Here is a 19,080-nt window from a genome sequence, read left to right as displayed (position 1 = left end):
TGACGCGTGCGTTCCGCCTCCTCTCACTCCCACTCAGGATGTCTCATGAGAATGACCCAATCGGGCCGAGTGAGCGTCGGCGCGCGTCTGGCCGCGCTGGCGTGCGCGCTCGTCGCCCTGCTGTTTACCGTGTTCGCGTGGACGCTCGCCCATTTCGCCGGCCAGCAGCTCGCCGACGAAGCGCATCAGCGGATCGACGACAAGGAGCAGTCGATCCGCGCAATGGTCGACCTGTTCGACAAGGCACTGAGCGCCGAAGCCAACCGCTCGATGTCGCTGTTCGCGAGCTTCCTGCCGGCCGATTTCTCGCTCGACCCGGCGCGCACCGTCGATATCGGCGGCGTCGCCGCGCCGACGCTGCTCGCGGGCGGCCAGCCGCTCGACCTCGACTACTCGATTCCCGACCAGTTCCTGAAGAAAAGCGGCGCGATCGCGACGATCTTCGCGCGCGACGGCGACGATTTCGTGCGCATCACGACGTCGCTGAAGAAGCAGGACGGCGCGCGCGCCGTCGGCACGAAGCTCGACCGCGCCGGCCCCGCATATGCGCCGCTCGTCGCCGGGCGCAGCTACACGGGCCTCGCGAAGCTGTTCGGCCGGCCGTACATCACGCAGTACAAGCCGGTGACCGATGCGAGCGGCCGCGTGATCGGCGCGCTGTTCGTCGGCCTCGACATCGGCGCCGAGCTCAAGCTCGTCGAAGACGGCATCCGCTCGCTGAAGATCGGCGACAACGGCTACTACTTCGTGCTCGACGCATCGCAGGGGCCGTCGCGCGGCACCTTTGTCGTGCATCCCGACGCGGCGGGCCAACGGGCCGACGACACGCGCGCGCCCTACTCGCAGATGCTCGCGGCGGCCCAGGGGCGGCTCGCGTACACGTCGACCGACCCGGCCGCGCACGACACCGGGCCAACCGCGAAATTCGTGTCCTTCACGACGATTCCGCAGTGGCAATGGCTGGTCGGCGGCATCGCGCTCGACGACGAACTGCTGGCCACGATGCGCGCCACCCGCAACCGCTTCCTGATGATCGGCGCCGCGCTCGTCGCCGCGTTCGCGATGCTGTTCGTCATCGTCGTGCGACGCGTCGTGAGCCGGCCGCTGGAAGCCGCCGCCCGCGCGTCCGAGCGCTATGCGGCGGGCGATCTCAGCGTGCGCATCCGCGACGGCGCGGCCGCGCACGGCAGCGCGGGCAACGACGAGATCGGCCGGCTCGTGCAGGCGGTCGACGGGATCGGCGACGGCCTCGCGCGAATCGTCGCGCAGGTGCGCAACGGCGCGGCCGACATCGCGCACGGCACGGTCGGCATCGCGGCCGGCAGCAGCGACATCGCCGCGCGAATCGCGACGCAGGCGAGCAGCGTCGAGCAGACGGCCGCCAGCATGGAGCAGATCACCGCCGCCGTGCAGCAGAGCGCCGAGCATGCGGCGCAAGCCAACGCGCTGGTCGCGGACGCATCGGCCGCCGCGACGAACGGCGACGCCGCGGTGCAGCGCGTGGTCGCGACGATGGACGACATCGGCCGCGCGACGCGCCGGATCGCGGAGATCACCGGCGCGATCGAAGGCATCGCGTTCCAGACCAACATCCTCGCGCTGAACGCGGCCGTCGAGGCTGCCCGCGCCGGCGAGCACGGCAAGGGCTTCGCGGTGGTCGCGGCCGAGGTGCGCGCGCTCGCGCAGCGCAGCGCGGCCGCGGTCAAGGAGATCGACGCGCTGAGCGCCGAATCGTCGACGACCGTCGAACAGGGTTACCGGATCGCGGACGCCGCGCGCGGCACGATGCGCGACATCGTCGCGCGGGTCGACCAGGTGCGCACGCTGATCGGCGAGATCAGCGCCGCGTCGCGCGAGCAATCGACCGGCATCGAGCAGGTGAACCTGGCCGTCACGCAGATCGGCGAAGCGACGCAGCAGAATGCGACGCTGATTTCGGATGCCGAGCGCGCGGCCGTCGCGCTGCGCGAGCAGGCCGCGCAACTGTCGGACGCCGTCAGCGTGTTCCGGCTCGAACGCGGCGCGTGACCGACGCCCGATGATCGGCCACGGCCGGGTGCGCTGCCTACTTCTTGTCGCCCGCCAGGTCGATCGCCGTGTTCGAGCCGACCGCGTGACGCAACTGGAACTTCTGGATCTTGCCGGTCGAGGTCTTCGGCAGCTCGCCGAAGCGCACGGCCTTCGGCACCTTGAAGCCCGCGAGCAGTTGCCGGCAGTGCGCGACGATTTCCGCCTCGGTCGCGCTCGCGCCTTCGCGCAGCTCGACGAACGCGCACGGCACCTCGCCCCATTTCGGGTCGGGCATCGCGACGACGGCCGCCACGGCCACGGCCGGATGCCGGTACAGCGCGTCCTCGACCTCGATGCTCGAGATGTTCTCGCCGCCCGAGATGATGATGTCCTTCTTGCGATCCTTGATCCGGATATAGCCGTCCGGCATCAGCACCGCGAGATCGCCGGTATGGAACCAGCCGCCATGAAACGCCTCGTCGGTCGCCTTCGGGTTCTTCAGGTAGCCCTTCATGCAGATGTTGCCGCGGAACATGATCTCGCCGAGCGTCTCGCCGTCGGCCGGCACCGGCGTCATCGTGTCGGGATCGAGCACCGTCGCGCCCGCTTCGAGGTGGTAGCGCACGCCCTGGCGCGCATTGAGCCGCGCGCGTTCCTCGTCGGGCAGCGCATCCCAGTGCGCCTGCTTCGCGCAGACGGTCGCCGGGCCGTAGACCTCGGTCAGCCCGTACACGTGCAGCAGGTCGAAGCCGATCTCCTTCATCTTGGCGATCACGGCCGGCGCGGGCGCCGCGCCCGCGACCATCGCGTGCACCGTGTGGTCGATGCCTTCGCGCAGCTCGGCCGGCGCGTTCGCGATCGCGCTCTGCACGATCGGCGCGCCGCAGTAATGCGTGACGCGCTCGCGGCGGATCAGGTCGAACACCGTCTTCGCGTCGAACTTGCGCAGGCACACGTTCACGCCCGCGCGCGCCGCGATGGCCCACGGAAAACACCAGCCGTTGCAGTGGAACATCGGCAGCGTCCAGAGATACACCGCGTGCTTCGGCATGTCCCATTCGAGGATGTTGCTGATCGCCGCGAGATACGCGCCGCGATGGTGGTAGACGACGCCCTTCGGGTCGCCCGTCGTGCCGGACGTGTAGTTCAGCGCGATCGCCTCCCATTCGTCGGCGGGCGGCGTCCATGCATGGTCGGGGTCGCCGCCGGCCACGAACGCCTCGTAGTCGGTCGCGCCCGCGAAACGCTCGGGGTCGGCCGGCATCGCGTCGGCCACGCTGACGATCTTCAGGCCCGGCACCTCGAGCGCCGCGCGATGCGCGACCTCCGCGTATTCCGTGTCGACGATCAGCACCTTCGCCTCGCCGTGACGCAGCATGAACAGCACCGACGATACGTCGAGCCGCGTGTTGATCGTGTTCAGCACGGCGCCGGCCATCGGCACGCCGAAGTGCGCCTCGACCATCGCCGGGATGTTCGGCAGCAGCGCCGCGACCGTGTCGCCGCGCCCGACGCCGGCCTGCGCGAGCGCGCTCGCCAGTTGCTTCGCGCGCGTGCAGGTTTCGCCCCACGTGCGCCGCACGTCGCCGTGCACGATCGCGAGGCGCTCGCCGTAGACTTCGGCCGCGCGGATCAGGAAATCGATCGGCGTGAGCGGTACGTAGTTGGCGTCGCGGCGGCCGAGCCCGGCCTCGAACATCTGCGTCATGATCCTGTCTCCCGTGTTCTGTCGACCGGGGCGCATGCACCCCGGATCGTTTTGATGTGGTTCAATTGCCGACAGCCTAACGGGCGCTATTGTGAGCCGTCTGTCATCGAAACGACAGAGTGCCGCGCGAGCGCTGCGCGTTATCCCTATCCTCGCAAACCCGCATCCATGCACGACCACCTCGACGCGGCCGCCGCCCCGGCCGACACGCTTCCCGAACCGGGCCCGTTGCCGCCGCTGGCGACGCTGTTCGGCCAGTGCGCGTGGTTCCGCACGCTGGCGCCCGAACACCAGGCGCTCGTGCTGGCCCAGTCGCACGTCGCGCAGTGCGACGCCGGCGACGTGATCGCGCACCGGCTCGCGCCGTCCGAATACTGGATCGGCGTCCATCGGGGGCTGCTGAAGCTTGCGATCTTCAACGTGTCGGGGCGCGGCTGCACGTTCTCCGGCGTGCCGTCAGGCGGCTGGTTCGGCGAAGGCAGCGTGATCAAGCGGGAGCTACGCAAATACGAGGTCGTCGCGATCCAGCGCTCGACCGTGCTGTTCGTGCCGGTCGACACGTTCCATGCGCTGCTCGACACGAGCCTGCCGTTCACGCGCTTCGTGATTCATCAGTTGAACAACCGGATGGGCGAATTCATCGCGTCGATCCAGAACAGCCGGCTGCTCGACGTCGACGCGCGCGTCGCGCAGGCGCTCGCGCAGCTCTTCAACCCCGCGCTGTATCCGGATACCGGCCCGTCGCTGTCGATCTCGCAGGAGGAACTGGGGATGCTCGTCGGCGTGTCGCGCCAGCGGATCAACCAGGCGCTGCAGCAGCTCGAGAAGCTCGGCGCGCTGCGGCTCGCGTACAACCAGATCGACGTCGTCGATCTCGATGCGCTCGCGCGTTTCGGCATGGAGCAGCTGTGAGCGCCGCCCGATGCGCGGAACCGTCGCCATCGCAGCCGCGCATTCCGTCTGCGGAATCGGCCGAACGCCGCCACGCCCCAACCTGACAATTCCGCCAGTTTCGCGACAGTAACCCGTTGCGGGCCGACGCCTATCATTCGGGTTCCCTTCACCGCCGCCCGATCACCGCCTGTCCCGCCGCCTCCATGTGGATCGTCAATCTCGCGCTCAGGCGCCCCTACACGTTCATCGTCATGGCCATCATGATCGTGCTGGCCACCCCGCTGGCGCTGATGCGCACACCGGTCGACGTGCTGCCCGCGATCAACATCCCCGTGATCAGCGTGATCTGGAATTACAACGGCTTCTCCGCGACGGAGATGACGAACCGCATCACGTCCGTGCATGAACGGATCCTGACGACGACCGTCAACAATATCCAGCACGTCGAATCGACGTCGTTGCCCGGCATCGCGGTCGTCAAGGTGTTCCTGCAACCGGGCGCGAACGTGCAGACAGCGATCGCGCAGACGGTGTCGTCCGCGCAGGCGATCGTGCGGCAGATGCCGCAGGGCGCGACGCCGCCGCTCGTGATCACCTATTCCGCGTCGAGCATCCCGGTGATCCAGCTCGGGCTGTCGAGCAAGACGCTCAGCGAGCAGTCGCTCGCCGACATCGCGCTCAACTTCCTGCGCCCGCAGCTGATCACCGTGCCCGGCGTGCAGATTCCGTTCCCGTACGGCGGCCGCACGCGCGTGGTCGCGATCGACCTCGACCCGCAGGCGCTGCAGGCGAAGGGCCTCACGCCGGCCGACATCGTCAACGCGGTCAACGCGCAGAACCTCGTGCTGCCGACCGGCACCGCGAAGATGGGCCAGACCGAATACCGGATCGACACGAACGCGTCGGCCGATACGGTCGCCGACATCGGCAACCTGCCGGTCCAGACGATCAACGGCGCGACGACCTACCTGCGCGAGGTCGCGGCGGTGCGCGACGGCTTCGCGCCGCAGACCAACGTCGTGCGCCAGAACGGCCAGCGCGGCGTGCTGATCTCGATCCTGAAAAGCGGCGACGCGTCGACGCTCAAGGTCGTGTCGGACCTGAAGGCGCTGCTGCCGAAGGTGATCCCGACGCTGCCCGAGGGGCTCGCAATCACGCCGCTGTTCGACCAGTCGGTGTTCGTCAACGCGGCCGTCCAGGGCGTGATCCACGAGGCGCTGATCGCCGCCGTGCTGACCGCGATGATGATCCTGCTGTTCCTCGGCAACTGGCGCAGCACGCTGATCATCGCGATCTCGATCCCGCTGTCGATCTTCACGTCGCTGATCGCGCTGTCAGCGCTCGGCGAGACCATCAACATCATGACGCTCGGCGGGCTCGCGCTCGCGGTCGGCATTCTCGTCGACGATGCGACCGTCACGATCGAGAACATCGAGCGGCATCTCCATCTCGGTACGAACCTGCACGACGCGATCCTCGAAGGCGCCGGCGAAATCGCGGTACCCGCGCTCGTGTCGACGCTGTGCATCTGCATCGTGTTCGTGCCGATGTTCTTCCTGACCGGCGTCGCGCGCTTCCTGTTCGTGCCGCTCGCGGAAGCCGTGGTATTCGCGATGCTCGCGTCGTACGTGCTGTCGCGCACGCTGGTGCCGACGCTCGCGATGCTGCTGTTCCGCCCGCAGCAGGCGAGCACCGGCCCCGGCCCTTCGACGTCGCGTTTCGCGCGCATCCATCACGCGTTCAACCACGCGTTCGAACGGCTGCGCGCGTGGTACATCGTGCTGCTGAGCATCCTGCTCGTGCGCCGCCGCTTCTACGCGCTGTGCTTTCTCGGCTTCTGCGTGCTGTCGACGGGCCTCGTATTCGTGCTCGGCCGCGACTTCTTCCCGAACGCCGATTCCGGCAACCTCCGGCTGCACGTGCGCGCGCCGACCGGCTACCGGATCGAGGAAACCGCGCGGCTCGCCGACCAGGTCGAACGCGTGATCCGCGAAACCGTGCCGCCCGACGAGCTCGGCGCGATCGTCGACAACCTCGGCCTGCCGGTGAGCGGCATCAACCTGTCGTACAGCAACGCCGGCACGATCGGTACGCTCGACGGCGAGCTGCTGATCGCGCTGAAGCCCGGCCACCGTGCGACCGGGCACTACGTGCAGACACTGCGCACGCTGCTGCCGCAGCGCTTCCCGGGCGTCGAGTTCTTCTTCCAGCCGTCGGACATCATCACGCAGATCCTCAACTTCGGGCAGCCGGCCGCGATCGACGTGCAGGTGCTCGGCAACGATCTCGCGAGTAACATGACCATTGCGAGCGGCCTGATGAAAAAGATCAGGCAAATCCCCGGCGCCGTCGACGTGCATGTACTGCAACGCAACGACGAACCGACCCTGCTGGCCGACATGGACCGTACGCGCATGCAGCAGCTCAATCTCTCCGCGCAGAACGTCGCGCAGAACATGCTGATCTCGCTGTCGGGGAGCTCGCAGACGACGCCGTCGTTCTGGATCAACCCGCGCACCGGCGTCCAGTACCCGCTGCAGATCCAGACCCCGCAATACAACCTGTCGTCGGTCGACGATCTGCTCGGCACGCCGATCTCCGCCAGCGGCCGCACGGGCACGCCGCTGCAACTGCTCGGCAACCTGGTGCAGGTGCGCAGTACCGCGAACCCCGCCGTGATCACGCACTACAACATCCGCCCGGCAATCGACGTATACGTGAGCGTCGAGGGCCGCGATCTCGGCGCGGTCGCGGGCGAGATCGACCGCATCGTGGCCGACGCGCGCGCGACGCTGCCGCGCGGCACCGCCCTCGCGATGCGCGGCCAGATCGAGACGATGCGCACGTCGTATCTCGGCCTCGGCGCGGGCGTCGCGATGGCGATCGTGCTCGTCTACCTGCTGATCGTCGTCAATTTCCAGTCGTGGCTCGACCCACTGATCATCATCAGCGCGATGCCGGCCGCGCTCGCCGGCATCGCGTGGATGCTGTTCGTCACCGGCACGCACCTGAGCGTGCCCGCGCTGACGGGCGCGATCATGACGGTCGGCGTCGCGACCGCGAACAGCATTCTCGTCGTGTCGTTCGCGCGGCAACGGCTCGCGGCCGGCGCGCCGCCGCTCACGGCCGCGCTGGAGGCCGGCGCGACGCGGATCCGGCCGGTGCTGATGACGGCGCTCGCGATGATCATCGGGATGGTGCCGATGGCGCTCGGTCTCGGCGAAGGCGCCGAGCAGAACGCGCCGCTCGGCCGCGCGGTGATCGGCGGGCTGCTGTTCGCGACCGTTTCGACGTTGCTGTTCGTGCCGCTCGTGTTCGGCGGCGTGCATGCGCGGCTGGCCCGGCGGCGCGCGCGCCAGGCCGGACACTGACTTTCGCCCCACTACCCGGTTGAATTGGTTGAATTCATGGAAGAGAAACATCACAGCGCCGTCGGCATCCAGGTGGACGAACACGGCATGCACCTGCCGACGCGCGCGTCGGTGTCGCGACGCGGGCGCCTCGTCGTGATCGTGATCGGCGTGCTGCTGGTTGCGGGCGCCGCGCGCACCATCGTCGTCAACGTGCTGAACCGGCATCACCTCGACGCGGTCGCCGAGCAGAACGCGCGCCAATATGTGAGCGTCGTGCATCCGGTCGACGCGGCCACTGGCGGCAAGCTGACGCTGCCCGGCACGCTGCGCGGCTTCGTCGAGGCGCCGATCCATGCACGCGCCAGCGGCTACGTGCTGCGCTGGCAGGCCGACATCGGCGCGCACGTGAAACAGGGGCAAACGCTCGCCGAACTCGACACGCCCGAGCTGAACCAGGAACTCGCGCAGGCCACCGCGCAGCGCCAGCAGGCGCAAGCGTCGCTCGCGCTCGCGAAGACGTCGTTCGACCGCGCGCAGCAGTTGCGCCAGCGCGATGCCGTGTCGCAACAGGAACTCGACGACCGGCAAGGCGCGTTCAACCAGGGCACCGCGAATCTCGCGGCGGCCGATGCGAACGTGCGCCGTCTCACCGAATTGAAGGGCTTCCAGCGGATCGTCGCGCCGATCGACGGGATCGTCACGCAGCGCAACATCGACGTCGGCGATCTCGTCAATTCCGGCAACGCGGGCCGCGCGCTGTTCACGGTCGTGCAGGCCGACCGGCTGCGCCTGTACGTGCAGGTGCCGCAGGCGTATGCGCAGCAGGTGAAGGTCGGCCAGCACGTGAGCGTCGCGCAGGCCGAGCTGCCGGGCCGGACCTTCGACGGCACGATCACGCGCACGTCGCAGGCAATCGACGTCGCGACGCGCTCGCTGCAGATCGAGATCACGCTGCCGAACCCGGACGGGCGGCTGCTGCCCGGCGCGTACGTGCAGGCGACGCTGCCGATGACGCCGGTCGGCCGCCTGCAGGTGCCGGCCAATACGCTGCTGTTCCGCGCCGAAGGCCCGACGGTCGCGGCCGTCGATGCGAGCGGCCAGGTTCATCTGAAACAGGTGACGGTCGTGCGCACGATCGGCCAGACGCTCGAAGTCGACGGGCCGATCACGCCGAACGACCGCCTCGTCGCGAACCCGGGCGACGCGCTCGCGACTGGCGACCGGGTCGTCGTGCAGGCGCCGGCGGCGCAGCCGGCCTCGGCCGTCGCGGGAGCGAAGTCGTGAGTGCGATACGCACCCGCGTGCGGCCCGCGGCGCTCGCCGCCGTCGTCGCCCTCGCCGGCTGCACGGTCGGCCCGGACTACCAACGCCCGGCCGTCGACACGCCGGCCGCGTGGCGGCTCGACCCGGCCGACGCATACTGGCACCCGGCCGCGCCCGCCCGCGCGCCGCTCGATCCGGCCTGGTGGACCGCGTTCGGCGACGCACAGCTCGACGCGCTGGAAGCCGACGCGCTGCGCAACAACCAGAACCTGAAGGCGGTGGCCGCGCGCTACGACCAGGCGAAGGCGACGCTCGCGTCGGTCGCGTCCGCGCAGTATCCGGCCGTCGGGCTGAACGCGAGCGGCCAGCGCTTCAAGATCTCCGCCGACCGGCCGCAGACCAACTACGCGACGAAGAGCATGTCGACCGTGCAGAACGAGATCCAGGTCGGCGCGGCGGTCAGCTACGAACTCGACCTGTTCGGCCGCGTGCGGCGCAACGTCGAATCGGCACAGGCGAACACCGAGCAGGCGCGCGACGATTTCGCGAACGCGCGCCTCGTGCTGAGCGCCGATCTCGCGTCGAGCTTTTTCACGCTGCGCGAGCTCGACACCGAGATCGACGTCGTCAAGCGCTCGATCGCGTTGCAGCAGAAAGCGCTCGATTACGTGAGCGCGCGCCACGACCTCGGCGCGGTGTCGGGCCTCGACCTGCTGCAGCAGCGCGCGCAGCTCGACGCGACGCGCACGCAGGTGCAGTTGCTGATCCAGCAGCGCGCGCAGGTCGAAACCGCGATCGCGACGCTGGTCGGCACGCCGGCCCCGGAATTCTCGCTGCCGGCGCGCGTGGTGCCGATCAACGCGCCCGCGCTGCCGACCGGCATGCCGAGCGACCTGCTGCAGCGGCGTCCCGACGTCGCGTCGGCCGAGCGCGCGATGGCCGCCGCGAACGCGCAGATCGGCGTCGCGCGCGCCGCGTATTTCCCGCGCATCACGCTGTCGCCCGACATCGGCTGGGATGCGACGCGCTTCGCGGGCCTGTTCACCGTGCCGGCGCTGCTGTGGTCGGTCGGCGGATCGCTCAGCCAGCCGCTGTTCGAAGGCGGCAAGCTGAAGGCCGGCGTCGATTTCGCGCAGGCCGGCTACGTCGCCGCGCAGGCCAGCTACCGGCAGACCGTGCTCACCGCGTTCCAGGAGGTGCAGAATGCGGTAACCGGCCTGTCGGTGCTGGCGCAGGCGGCGCAGCAGGCATCGGCCGCCGTCGACGACGCGCGCAAGCTCGTGTCGCTCGCGCAGGATCGCTACGCGGGCGGCCTGACGCCGTTCATCGACGTGCTGACGGCCCAGCAGCAATTGCTGACGAGCGAGCGCCAGGCCGTGCAGATCCAGGGCCAGCGCGCGGCGCTCGTCGTGTTTCTCGCGAAGGCGCTCGGCGGCGGCTGGGACGGCGGCGCGGCGAACGGCGCCGCGCCGTCCGACGTCGCGTCGGCGGCCCCGCGGCGCGGCGCGGGCGTCGGCCCTTGACCTGCCCTTAACCGGTTACGCGGACAACGAACCTATGAAAGTGCTGATCGTCGAAGACGAACCGAAGGTCGTCGAATACCTGAAGAGCGGCCTGACCGAGGAAGGCTGGGTCGTCGATACCGCGCTCGACGGCGAGGACGGTGCGTGGAAAGCCGTCGAATTCGACTACGACGTGGTCGTGCTCGACGTGATGCTGCCGAAGCTCGACGGCTTCGGCGTGCTGCGTGCGCTGCGCGCGCAGAAGCAGACGCCCGTGATCATGCTGACCGCGCGCGATCGCGTCGACGACCGCGTGCGGGGCTTGCGCGGCGGCGCCGACGACTACCTGACCAAGCCGTTCTCGTTCCTCGAGCTGATCGAACGGCTGCGCGCGCTGACGCGCCGCGCGCGCGTGCAGGAATCGACGCTGATCTCGATCGGCGACCTGCGCGTGGATCTGATCGGCCGCCGCGCGACCCGCGACGGCGCGCGGCTCGACCTGACCGCGCAGGAGTTCCAGTTGCTCGGCGTGCTCGCGCGGCGCAGCGGCGAGGTGCTGTCGAAGACGACGATCGCCGAACTCGTGTGGGACGTGAACTTCGACAGCAACGCGAACGTCGTCGAGACGGCGATCAAGCGCCTGCGCGCGAAACTCGACGGCCCGTTCGCGGAGAAGCTGCTGCACACGATCCGCGGGATGGGCTACGTGCTCGAGGCGCGCGAGGACGGCGACACGGAGCGGCGCGCATGAAACGCTCGATCATCCTGCGGCTCTCGGCGATGTTCGGCATCGTGTCGCTGCTGGTGTTCACGCTGGTCGGCTGCGGGCTGTTCGTGATGATGGAACGGCAACTGTTCGCCGAATTGCGCGCGACGCTCGACACGCGCGCCAAAGTCGCCGCGATGATCGTGTCGCACGCGACCACGGCCGCGCGCGGCCACCTGATGCAGGAAAAGCTCGCCGACCTCGAACCGCCCGACGGCTCGACGCACTATCAGGTCGTCAGCCCCGACCCCGCGTTCCGCTTCGGCAGCCCCGTCAACGGCGTGCCGCTCGATCCGCCGTTCGGCGCGTTCCAGCGCTACCAGCTCAACGACAGCAGCTACGCGGTGATGACGAAAACCGTCACGCTGGCCGGCGCCGGCGAACGGCCGACGCTGCAACTCGTCGTCGCGACGTCGTGCGAGCGTACGCAGCGGATGCTGCGCCGCTTCGGCTGGACGCTGGCCGCGCTGATCGCGACGGCCACCGTGATCACGCTGCTGCTGAGCCGCGCGGTCGCGCGCTTCGGGCTCGCGCCGCTCGACCGGCTGTCGCAGGACGCGGCGAGCGTGAGCGCGACGAACCGCCGCCAGCGCCTGCACACCGACGCGCTGCCGACCGAGCTGCGCGATCTCGCGACGTCGTTCAACGGCGCGCTCGAACGCATCCAGCAAACCTACGCGCGGCTCGAAGCGTTCAACGCGGACGTCGCGCACGAGCTGCGCACGCCGATCAGCATCCTGATCGGCCAGACCCAGGTCGCGCTGACGAGCCGCGACCGCTCGGTCGACCGGATGCGCCAGACGCTGCAGTCGAATCTCGAGGAATTCGAGCGGCTGCGCGTGATCATCAACGACATGCTGTTCCTGTCGCGCAGCGATCGCGGCGAACGCGCGACCGACCTGAAGGACGTGTCGCTGGCCGACGAGGTGCGGCGCATGCTCGACTTCCTCGAAATCCCGCTCGACGAGGCGCGGTTGCGCGCCGAACTGCACGGCGATGCGCGCGCGGCCGTCGATCCGTCGCTGTTCCGCCGCGCGATGACGAATCTGCTGATCAACGCGATCCAGCATTCGGCGCCCGGCGCGACGCTGAACGTGACGATCACGCACCGCGACACGCTCGTCGAGATGGCCGTATCGAACCCGGGCGAGCCGATCGATCCGGTGCAGCGCTCGCACGTGTTCGAACGTTTCTACCGGCTCGAGGAAGCGCGCGCGAACAGCAAGGAAAACCACGGGCTCGGGCTGTCGATCGTCAAGGCCGTCGCGGAGATGCACGGCGGCGGCGTGTTCGTCGCGTGCTCGGGCGGCGTCAATACGTTCGGCTTCTCGGTGTCGACGCAGCCCGGCTCGGGCGGGCCGCTGCGTCCCGGCGACGCCGCCGGCCCGCCCGATTCCACGGATTCCACCGATTCGGCGAATCCGGCCGATCTCCACGGCGCTCGCGCGGCGCACGCGCCGGGCGCACTGCACTGACGGCGGCCGCGCGCCGCCGAGGGCAGTTTTCTTCAATACGGGCCGACGCGGCGCCCGTAGTCTCGATGCGACTTTCGACATGTCGCATGGAGACACCCGATGAGCATGCTGGTTTCGATGGCCGCGTTCGCGCTCGCCTCGTCGATCACCCCCGGTCCCGTCAACATCGTCGCGCTCGGCGCGGGCGCGCGCCACGGCCTCGGCGCGAGCCTGCGCTACGCGGCCGGCGCGACGCTCGGCTTCGTCGCGCTGTTCCTGCTGATCGGCCTCGGCCTGCACGCGGCGCTCGCGCGCTGGCCCGTGCTGACGACGGCCACGCAGTGGTCGGGGATCGCGTTCCTGCTGTATATGGCGTTGCGGCTCGCGCTCGACGACGGCCGGCTGTCGGCCGATCCGGACGTGGCCGGCCCGTCGGCGGCGGCCGGCGCGGCGATGCAGTGGCTCAACCCGAAGGCGTGGCTCGCATGCGTGGCCGCGATGGGCGCATATGCGGCCGATGGCGACCGTGCGCAGGTCTGGCAGTTCGCCGCGCTGTATCTGGTGATCTGCTTCGCGTCGATCGCATGCTGGGGCTATGCGGGCGCGTCGTTGCGGCACCGGCTCGCGAACGCACGGCGCATGCGCGTGTTCAACCGGCTGATGGCGCTGCTGCTCGCGGGCAGCGCGCTGTTGCTGCTCGACGTGTAGCGGCTTCGCCGGTCAGCGCATCGCACTGCGGTACTGCCCGGGCGTCGCGGCCGCGATTCGCCGAAAGGCGCGCTGGAAATGCGCCTGGTCCGCAAAGCCGGCATCGAGCGCGACTTCGGCGATCGGCCGGCCGCGGCGCAGTTCCGTGCGGCCGTACTGCACGCGCCGATCGATCAGGAACGCATGCGGCGTCATCCCGTAGCGCGCATTGAACGCGCGGATCAGGTACGACGGCGACAGGTCGGCCGCCGCGCAGATCGCATCGAGCGTGACGGCCTCGCGGCAATGGGCGGCGATGTAGTCGGCCGCGCGCGCGAGCTTCGCGTTGTCGTCGCCCGGCCGCGAATCGGGCGGTTCGCGTTCGAGCGCGCCGTGCAGCGCCGTGAAGAATTCGACCGCCGCGCTCTCCTTGCCGAGCGCATCGACGCGGGGCGACACGAGCGTGCGGTAGAAGCCGCCGAATTGCGCGAACAGATCGCCGCGCTCGGTCCATTTCGTCGAAAACCCGTGAAAATCGCGGTTCGGATCGCGGCCCAGCGCGTGTTGCAGCCGCGCGAGCCACGGCACGTCGACATAGACCATCCGGTACGCCCACGCATCGGGGCCGTACGGGTTGCACGCGTGCACCTGCTCGGGATCGATGATCACGAGCACGCCGCGCCCGACGTGTGCGTTCGTCGCACCGTTCACGTACGTGCTCGTGCCGCCGACGATCGCGCCCACCGAAAACGTGTCGTGCGTGTGCTTCGCATAGCAGATCGCGCGCCCGTCGTCGACGGTACGCGCCTCGATGAACGGCAGCGCCGCATCGCGCCAGAACGGCGACGGCACGGTGGATCGGTTGGCGGTACGGCTCACGCGGCAGGCTCCCGGTTCGGACGAACGCTCACCGTACAAGACTGTGCGGCGCCGCGCAACCGGGCCGCCGGCGTCGACGTTCGGCGAAACCGTGCCCGCGAGCATGATCGCGGGCACCCTCCTGCTCCGCCGTGTCGTCAACACAAGAGGCGAAGCATGTCGCGCGTGCTCTGCAACCCCGCCCACCCTGCGGTTGCAAGCGTTTCCGCGTGCTCGCGCACTGAAGCCGGGAGATCGGTTGCGATGCTTGCATGGAGGGGACCGCACCCGTCAAGACCAGGATTCGAGCCCCTTTTCTACTACCCGCGCGAGCCCAAGCGACGGGTGCACTTTATCGACGGCAGCCAGATCCGCTCGCATTTCCGCTATAAGCCAGTCACGAACTTCGGCGACGATCGGCCGCAATGGTCGGTTGAGTGCCCACGCGAGGCAACACATCCGGTCCGTCGTGACCAACTCGTCTTCGGCTGGCACGAGCGCGTGTTGCGTCAGCCAGTGCATGACCACATTGACCCAACCGAGCGCGATTCCCTGGCCGAGCAACGCGGCCTGAAGCACGATAGCGTAATCGTTGAAGCTCAATACGCTCGCCGCATGACGCGTCGCGTTCTTGAACGCCGAGAAGCGCGTATGCCAGCCGCGTTCCTCGTCATCCATCACGATGACCGTATCGCCGTGCGTACGCCAGTCGTCGGTGCGTGCTTTTTCCTGGTAGGCCGGATTGCAAACGGGAAGCAATATCTCGGGCATGACCGGGACGCTGTTCTCGCGCTTTTCTCCTTGTTGCACAAAGCGCATGCCAAGATCGACGTCGCCGAGCGGCCCGCCAATGCGGCCCGAGATCAGCTGAAACCGCAGATCGACCGACGGAAAGGCCTGATTGAGCCGACTCATCCGAGGCATGAGCCAGTGTGTCGTGAAGGCGGTCGAGACGGACAGCGTGACGGCCTCCACGCCGGTTGCACGCGCTTCGATTTCGCGGATGGCGCTTTCGATTCCGTTCAGCCCTTCCGAAATTTTCCGATAGAGAATCCGGCCGTTTTCGGTCAACTCGATGCCGCCGTGCACGCGCTCGAACAGGCGCACGCCGATGTGGTCCTCCATGCGCGACAGCATCCGGCTGACGGCAGGCTGGCTCACATACAGCTCCTGCGCCGCGCGCGTGAAATTCCCGCAACGTGCGGCGGCCTCGAAAACGAATAGCGCATTCGCGCTGGGCAGCTTCCTGCGTAGGCTTGGCATGACCTCATGTTATGCCCAATCCAACAATTTGTGAATTGCCGCCAAAAAGGGTGACGCCTATATTTTGGACATCACACGGCGATACGAGCAGGAGACAACGATGGATGCACGAGCGAAGGCAGGTGTATCGATTCGATCCGCGGCAAAGCGCTACGGTCCGGTGGTCGCGCTCGACGACGTGTCGCTCGATGTGGCGCAAGGCGAGTTCGTGTCGCTGCTGGGCCCGTCCGGGTCCGGCAAGACAACGCTGCTCGGTATCCTCGGCGGGTTCGTGCAGCCCAGTTCGGGCAGCGTCTGGGTGGGCGAGCGCGACATTACATTTGCGCCGCCGCACAAACGCGACATCGGAATGGTGTTCCAGAGTTACGCACTCTTTCCTCACATGAGTGTCGGCGAGAACGTGGCGTTCCCGCTGCGGGCCCGGCGCGAACCGAAGTCCGGCTGGACGGCCAAGGTGGCCGACGCGCTCGCGATGGTCGAACTGCGCGGCTACGAGCACCGAAGGATCAGCGAGCTCTCGGGCGGTCAGCGGCAGCGCGTCGCGCTCGCCCGCGCGATGGTGTTTGAGCCGCAACTGATTCTCATGGACGAACCGCTTTCCGCGCTCGACAAGCAGTTGCGCGAAACGATGCAGATCGAGCTGCGCAGACTGCACCGCCGACTTGGCGCGACCATCATCTATGTCACGCACGATCAGCGCGAAGCGCTGACGATGAGCGACCGCGTCGCCGTATTGAAGGACGGCAGGCTCGTGCAAATCGACACGCCGGAGCGGCTCTACGATCGGCCCTGCAACGCATTCGTCGCGAGCTTTATCGGCGAGGCAACGCTGTTGCCCGTCACGCGTGCCGGCGCCGATGCCGTCTCGCTGGGCGACGCGGTGCTCCGCACGGCCTACCCGCTGCCGAATGCCGAGCGGTTGCTGCTCGCCGTGCAGACGGAGAAGCTCGTGATCGATGTCGACAACGCACCGTCCGACGCCAACCGGCTCACTGCACGCGTGACCGAGGTCCTGTATCAGGGCGAGAGTCTGCGCGTATTCGCCGAGCTCCCCGATGGCACGGCGCTCAGCCTGCGCCAGCCTGGCAATCACGAGGCGCGACAGCGCGTTCCCGCACCCGGCGCCTCGGTATCCGTCGCGCTGTCGCCTCGCGACACCATCATCGTACCGGCGTAGGCCAACGCGACTTTGACTTTTTCACAACCACCCGTAACGCAAGCGAGGGATGAACCCATGAAGCTTACCGATTTCAAGGTGTTGACGTTCGATGTCGTCGGCACACTCATCGACTTCGAGCGCGGCGTGCTCACGTCGGTGCGCCGCCTCGGCGGCCCGGCCGCGAAAGACCTGTCCGACGACCAGATCTTCGAGCCGTACTTGCGCGGCCGCGCTGCCTTTCCGGGGCGCTCGAGCCGTGAGATGGCGAACGTCTACCTTTCGCTCGCCAGGGAGCTGGGTCTGCCCGACGACACGCAGTCGGCAGCTGCGTTTCAGCGCGACGTTCTCGACTGGCCGGCATTCCCCGATTCGGTCGAGGCGCTCCGGCGGTTGCGCAAGCACTTTCGGCTCGTCGCGATGACGAATGCCGATCGCGTCGCCCTGTCGGCCTACGCGCATACGCTTGGAGATCCTTTCGACGATACGGTTTGCTGCGACGAAACCGGGGTCGCCAAGCCCGATCCGCAGTTCTTCGCGTACAACCGCGGTCGCCAGGCGGCCTTTGGCTTCAAGTTCCACGAGATCCTGCACACGGCGCAAAGCCAGTATCACGATATCGGCATCGCGACGGAACTGGGTTACGCCACTTGCTGGATCGAACGCCGCCGCGGTCAGGAGGGCTTCGGCGGGACGCCGTCGCCCGCAAAGGTGACCGCGCCGACCTTCTGCTACTCGACGCTTGCCGCGCTCGCGGATGCGGTCGAGGTCGAATTCGCCGTGGCCTGACCATGCTGGCGCCGCTCGTGACCACATCGCCGCAGCCGGATTCGCTTTGGCGCCACCTCGCCGCACGCACCGGTCCGCTGGATTCGCCGGTCGGCGATGGCTTACTCTCGCGCGATGTCCGGACCGAGGTCGCCATCATCGGCGCCGGCTATTCCGGGCTGGCGGCCGCATACGCATTGAGCAAGCGCGGTGTGCCATGCATCGTGCTCGATGCGAACCCGGTCGGCTGGGGTGCGAGCGGCCGCAACGGCGGTGTCGTATCGTCGAAGTTCAGAATGTCGTTTCCCGGTATTGCCGCGCGCCATGGGCTGGACGTCGCGAAGCGCATGCATCGCCTCGCCCACGATGGCGTGCGCGTCGTCGAATCGCTCATCGACGAGTTAGCCATCGTCCGCGCGGAATTCGAACGTACCGGCAGCCTGCGCTGCGCCCATACCGAGCGCGCGCTCGCGGCCTGCATCGCGGAGGCGGACTGGGTGCGCACGTCGCTCGGCGATCGAACGATGAAAGTGCTCACGCGCGGCGAGACCGAGGACGAGACGGGGTCGAAGAATTTCGTCGGCGGTGTGCTGAGCGAGGACGCCGGCACGATCCTGCCGCTCGAATACGTGCTCGGTCTGGCGCGCGGCTTGACCGCGCGCGGTATTCCGATTCACGAGTCGACACCCGTCATTGCGATCGAGCGCACACGCGGCGCGCCGGGCGTCGTGCTGCGCACGCCGGCCGCCACGGTGCGCGCCAGGCAGCTGATCGTTGCGACGAACGCCTATTCCGGCATCACGCGCGCCACGGCACCGTATCAGCGCGAACTCGTTCCGTTTCGCAGCGCGATGATCGCGACGCAGCGGTTGCCGGCGGAGCTTGACGCGAAACTGATGAAAATGCGGCGCAGCTATACCGAGACGCGTCGGATGATGAAATGGTTTCGCCGCGCCGACGGCCGCATGCTGTTCGGCGGCCGCGACGCCTTCGGCAAGGAAGGACAGGACACGGGCTTCGAAGCGCTGCGCCACGCGATGATCGCGCTTTTTCCCGATCTCGCCGACGTGCCTGTCGAGTTTCGCTGGTCCGGCTACGTCGGCATGACGTTCAATGCGCTGCCGCACGTCGGCCGCAGCGACGACGCGTCCGTGTTCTGTCTCGGGTACAACGGCGCGGGCATCGCGATGGCAAGCCTCGTCGGCCAACATGCGGCCGCGCTTGCGGTCGGCGAAACGCCGGATCTCGCACTGCTCGCGCAGGACGGACTGCGGCCGGTCCCGTTCCATTCGTTGCGCGTGCCGGGCGTCCGGCTCGTCGCGGCGTGGTACCAGTTTCTCGATGCGGTGGGGGTATGATGACGAATGCCAGAGGGACCGTCCCGGCGTATCAAGTGAC

At 68.4% G+C, this 19,080-nt stretch carries 14 protein-coding genes; 11 read left to right on the top strand and 3 right to left on the bottom strand.

All coding sequences use genetic code 11. The features are described 5' to 3' along the window. The first annotated feature begins 45 nt into the window (after window positions 1-45). The gene (locus tag QZM15_RS02310; protein ID WP_302105703.1) at window positions 46-2,028 is read left to right on the top strand and encodes a methyl-accepting chemotaxis protein; all 1,983 of its coding nucleotides are present in this window, start codon (window positions 46-48) and stop codon (window positions 2,026-2,028) included. 37 nt (window positions 2,029-2,065) lie between these two features. Here QZM15_RS02310 and QZM15_RS02305 read toward each other — a convergent pair whose 3' ends face one another. Beyond that, window positions 2,066-3,718, bottom strand: coding sequence for an acyl-CoA synthetase (locus QZM15_RS02305; RefSeq protein ID WP_302105702.1), 1,653 nt, complete (start codon window positions 3,716-3,718; stop codon window positions 2,066-2,068). Between the two features lie 168 nt (window positions 3,719-3,886). Between QZM15_RS02305 and QZM15_RS02300 the strand changes: the two genes are divergently transcribed. The 7 genes from QZM15_RS02300 (at window position 3,887) to QZM15_RS02270 (ending at window position 13,658) form a co-directional block, all read left to right on the top strand. Continuing rightward, window positions 3,887-4,630 carry a Crp/Fnr family transcriptional regulator gene (locus QZM15_RS02300; protein ID WP_099317405.1) on the top strand — a complete coding sequence of 248 codons (744 nt, stop codon included), beginning with the start codon at window positions 3,887-3,889 and terminating at the stop codon, window positions 4,628-4,630. Between the two features lie 185 nt (window positions 4,631-4,815). Continuing rightward, a complete protein-coding gene (locus QZM15_RS02295) occupies window positions 4,816-7,983 on the top strand; it encodes an efflux RND transporter permease subunit (protein WP_302105701.1) in 3,168 nt (1,055 codons plus the stop codon). A 36-nt stretch (window positions 7,984-8,019) separates the two neighbouring features. Further along, entirely contained in the window at window positions 8,020-9,249 is a 1,230-nt protein-coding gene (locus tag QZM15_RS02290) for an efflux RND transporter periplasmic adaptor subunit (RefSeq protein ID WP_226222215.1), read from the top strand. Window positions 9,250-9,254: 5 nt separating this feature from the next. Continuing rightward, complete coding sequence (locus tag QZM15_RS02285) at window positions 9,255-10,751, top strand: efflux transporter outer membrane subunit (RefSeq protein WP_302105992.1); 1,497 nt, start codon at window positions 9,255-9,257, stop codon at window positions 10,749-10,751. A gap of 34 nt (window positions 10,752-10,785) precedes the next feature. After that, window positions 10,786-11,481, top strand: a complete 696-nt coding sequence (locus QZM15_RS02280) for a heavy metal response regulator transcription factor (RefSeq protein ID WP_011547791.1) — start codon at window positions 10,786-10,788, stop codon at window positions 11,479-11,481. Beyond that, window positions 11,478-12,971, top strand: a complete 1,494-nt coding sequence (locus tag QZM15_RS02275) for a heavy metal sensor histidine kinase (RefSeq protein ID WP_124658113.1) — start codon at window positions 11,478-11,480, stop codon at window positions 12,969-12,971. Before QZM15_RS02280 ends, QZM15_RS02275 begins: the two co-directional genes overlap by 4 nt. Window positions 12,972-13,070: 99 nt before the next feature. Beyond that, complete coding sequence (locus tag QZM15_RS02270; protein WP_059574512.1) at window positions 13,071-13,658, top strand: LysE family translocator; 588 nt, start codon at window positions 13,071-13,073, stop codon at window positions 13,656-13,658. A gap of 12 nt (window positions 13,659-13,670) precedes the next feature. On the opposite strand, the gene QZM15_RS02265 is transcribed toward QZM15_RS02270, so the two are convergent. Both QZM15_RS02265 and QZM15_RS02260 read right to left on the bottom strand, forming a co-directional pair. Beyond that, window positions 13,671-14,516, bottom strand: a complete 846-nt coding sequence (locus QZM15_RS02265; protein WP_302105700.1) for an AraC family transcriptional regulator — start codon at window positions 14,514-14,516, stop codon at window positions 13,671-13,673. 270 nt (window positions 14,517-14,786) lie between these two features. Beyond that, complete coding sequence (locus tag QZM15_RS02260; protein ID WP_302105699.1) at window positions 14,787-15,758, bottom strand: LysR family transcriptional regulator; 972 nt, start codon at window positions 15,756-15,758, stop codon at window positions 14,787-14,789. A 100-nt stretch (window positions 15,759-15,858) separates the two neighbouring features. On the opposite strand from QZM15_RS02260, the gene QZM15_RS02255 reads away from it, so the two are divergent. From QZM15_RS02255 to QZM15_RS02245, 3 genes are read left to right on the top strand one after another with little or no spacing between them, the layout of a single operon-like run. Continuing rightward, window positions 15,859-16,935, top strand: coding sequence for an ABC transporter ATP-binding protein (locus QZM15_RS02255; RefSeq protein ID WP_302105698.1), 1,077 nt, complete (start codon window positions 15,859-15,861; stop codon window positions 16,933-16,935). 57 nt (window positions 16,936-16,992) lie between these two features. Next, window positions 16,993-17,703 (top strand): HAD-IA family hydrolase, encoded by a 711-nt coding sequence (locus QZM15_RS02250; RefSeq protein WP_302105990.1) that lies wholly within the window; start codon window positions 16,993-16,995, stop codon window positions 17,701-17,703. A gap of 2 nt (window positions 17,704-17,705) precedes the next feature. Next, a complete protein-coding gene (locus QZM15_RS02245; protein WP_302105988.1) occupies window positions 17,706-19,040 on the top strand; it encodes an FAD-binding oxidoreductase in 1,335 nt (444 codons plus the stop codon). Window positions 19,041-19,080 lie beyond the last annotated feature (40 nt).

This window comes from Burkholderia sp. AU44665 (genome assembly GCF_030504405.1).
Classification (GTDB): Bacteria; Pseudomonadota; Gammaproteobacteria; order Burkholderiales; family Burkholderiaceae; genus Burkholderia; species Burkholderia semiarida.
This window is presented reverse-complemented; position numbering and strand designations above follow the sequence as displayed.

Bases quoted from the DNA above. Each gene is read 5' to 3' on its own strand.
- QZM15_RS02275 (WP_124658113.1), top strand. From the start codon at position 11,478: ATGAAACGCTCGATCATCCTGCGGCTCTCGGCGATGTTCGGCATCGTG.
- QZM15_RS02280 (WP_011547791.1), top strand. From the start codon at position 10,786: ATGAAAGTGCTGATCGTCGAAGACGAACCGAAGGTCGTCGAATACCTG.
- QZM15_RS02260 (WP_302105699.1), bottom strand. From the start codon at position 15,758: ATGCCAAGCCTACGCAGGAAGCTGCCCAGCGCGAATGCGCTATTCGTT.
- QZM15_RS02245 (WP_302105988.1), top strand. From the start codon at position 17,706: ATGCTGGCGCCGCTCGTGACCACATCGCCGCAGCCGGATTCGCTTTGG.
- QZM15_RS02310 (WP_302105703.1), top strand. From the start codon at position 46: ATGAGAATGACCCAATCGGGCCGAGTGAGCGTCGGCGCGCGTCTGGCC.
- QZM15_RS02300 (WP_099317405.1), top strand. From the start codon at position 3,887: ATGCACGACCACCTCGACGCGGCCGCCGCCCCGGCCGACACGCTTCCC.
- QZM15_RS02290 (WP_226222215.1), top strand. From the start codon at position 8,020: ATGGAAGAGAAACATCACAGCGCCGTCGGCATCCAGGTGGACGAACAC.
- QZM15_RS02255 (WP_302105698.1), top strand. From the start codon at position 15,859: ATGGATGCACGAGCGAAGGCAGGTGTATCGATTCGATCCGCGGCAAAG.
- QZM15_RS02295 (WP_302105701.1), top strand. From the start codon at position 4,816: ATGTGGATCGTCAATCTCGCGCTCAGGCGCCCCTACACGTTCATCGTC.
- QZM15_RS02305 (WP_302105702.1), bottom strand. From the start codon at position 3,718: ATGACGCAGATGTTCGAGGCCGGGCTCGGCCGCCGCGACGCCAACTAC.
- QZM15_RS02270 (WP_059574512.1), top strand. From the start codon at position 13,071: ATGAGCATGCTGGTTTCGATGGCCGCGTTCGCGCTCGCCTCGTCGATC.
- QZM15_RS02250 (WP_302105990.1), top strand. From the start codon at position 16,993: ATGAAGCTTACCGATTTCAAGGTGTTGACGTTCGATGTCGTCGGCACA.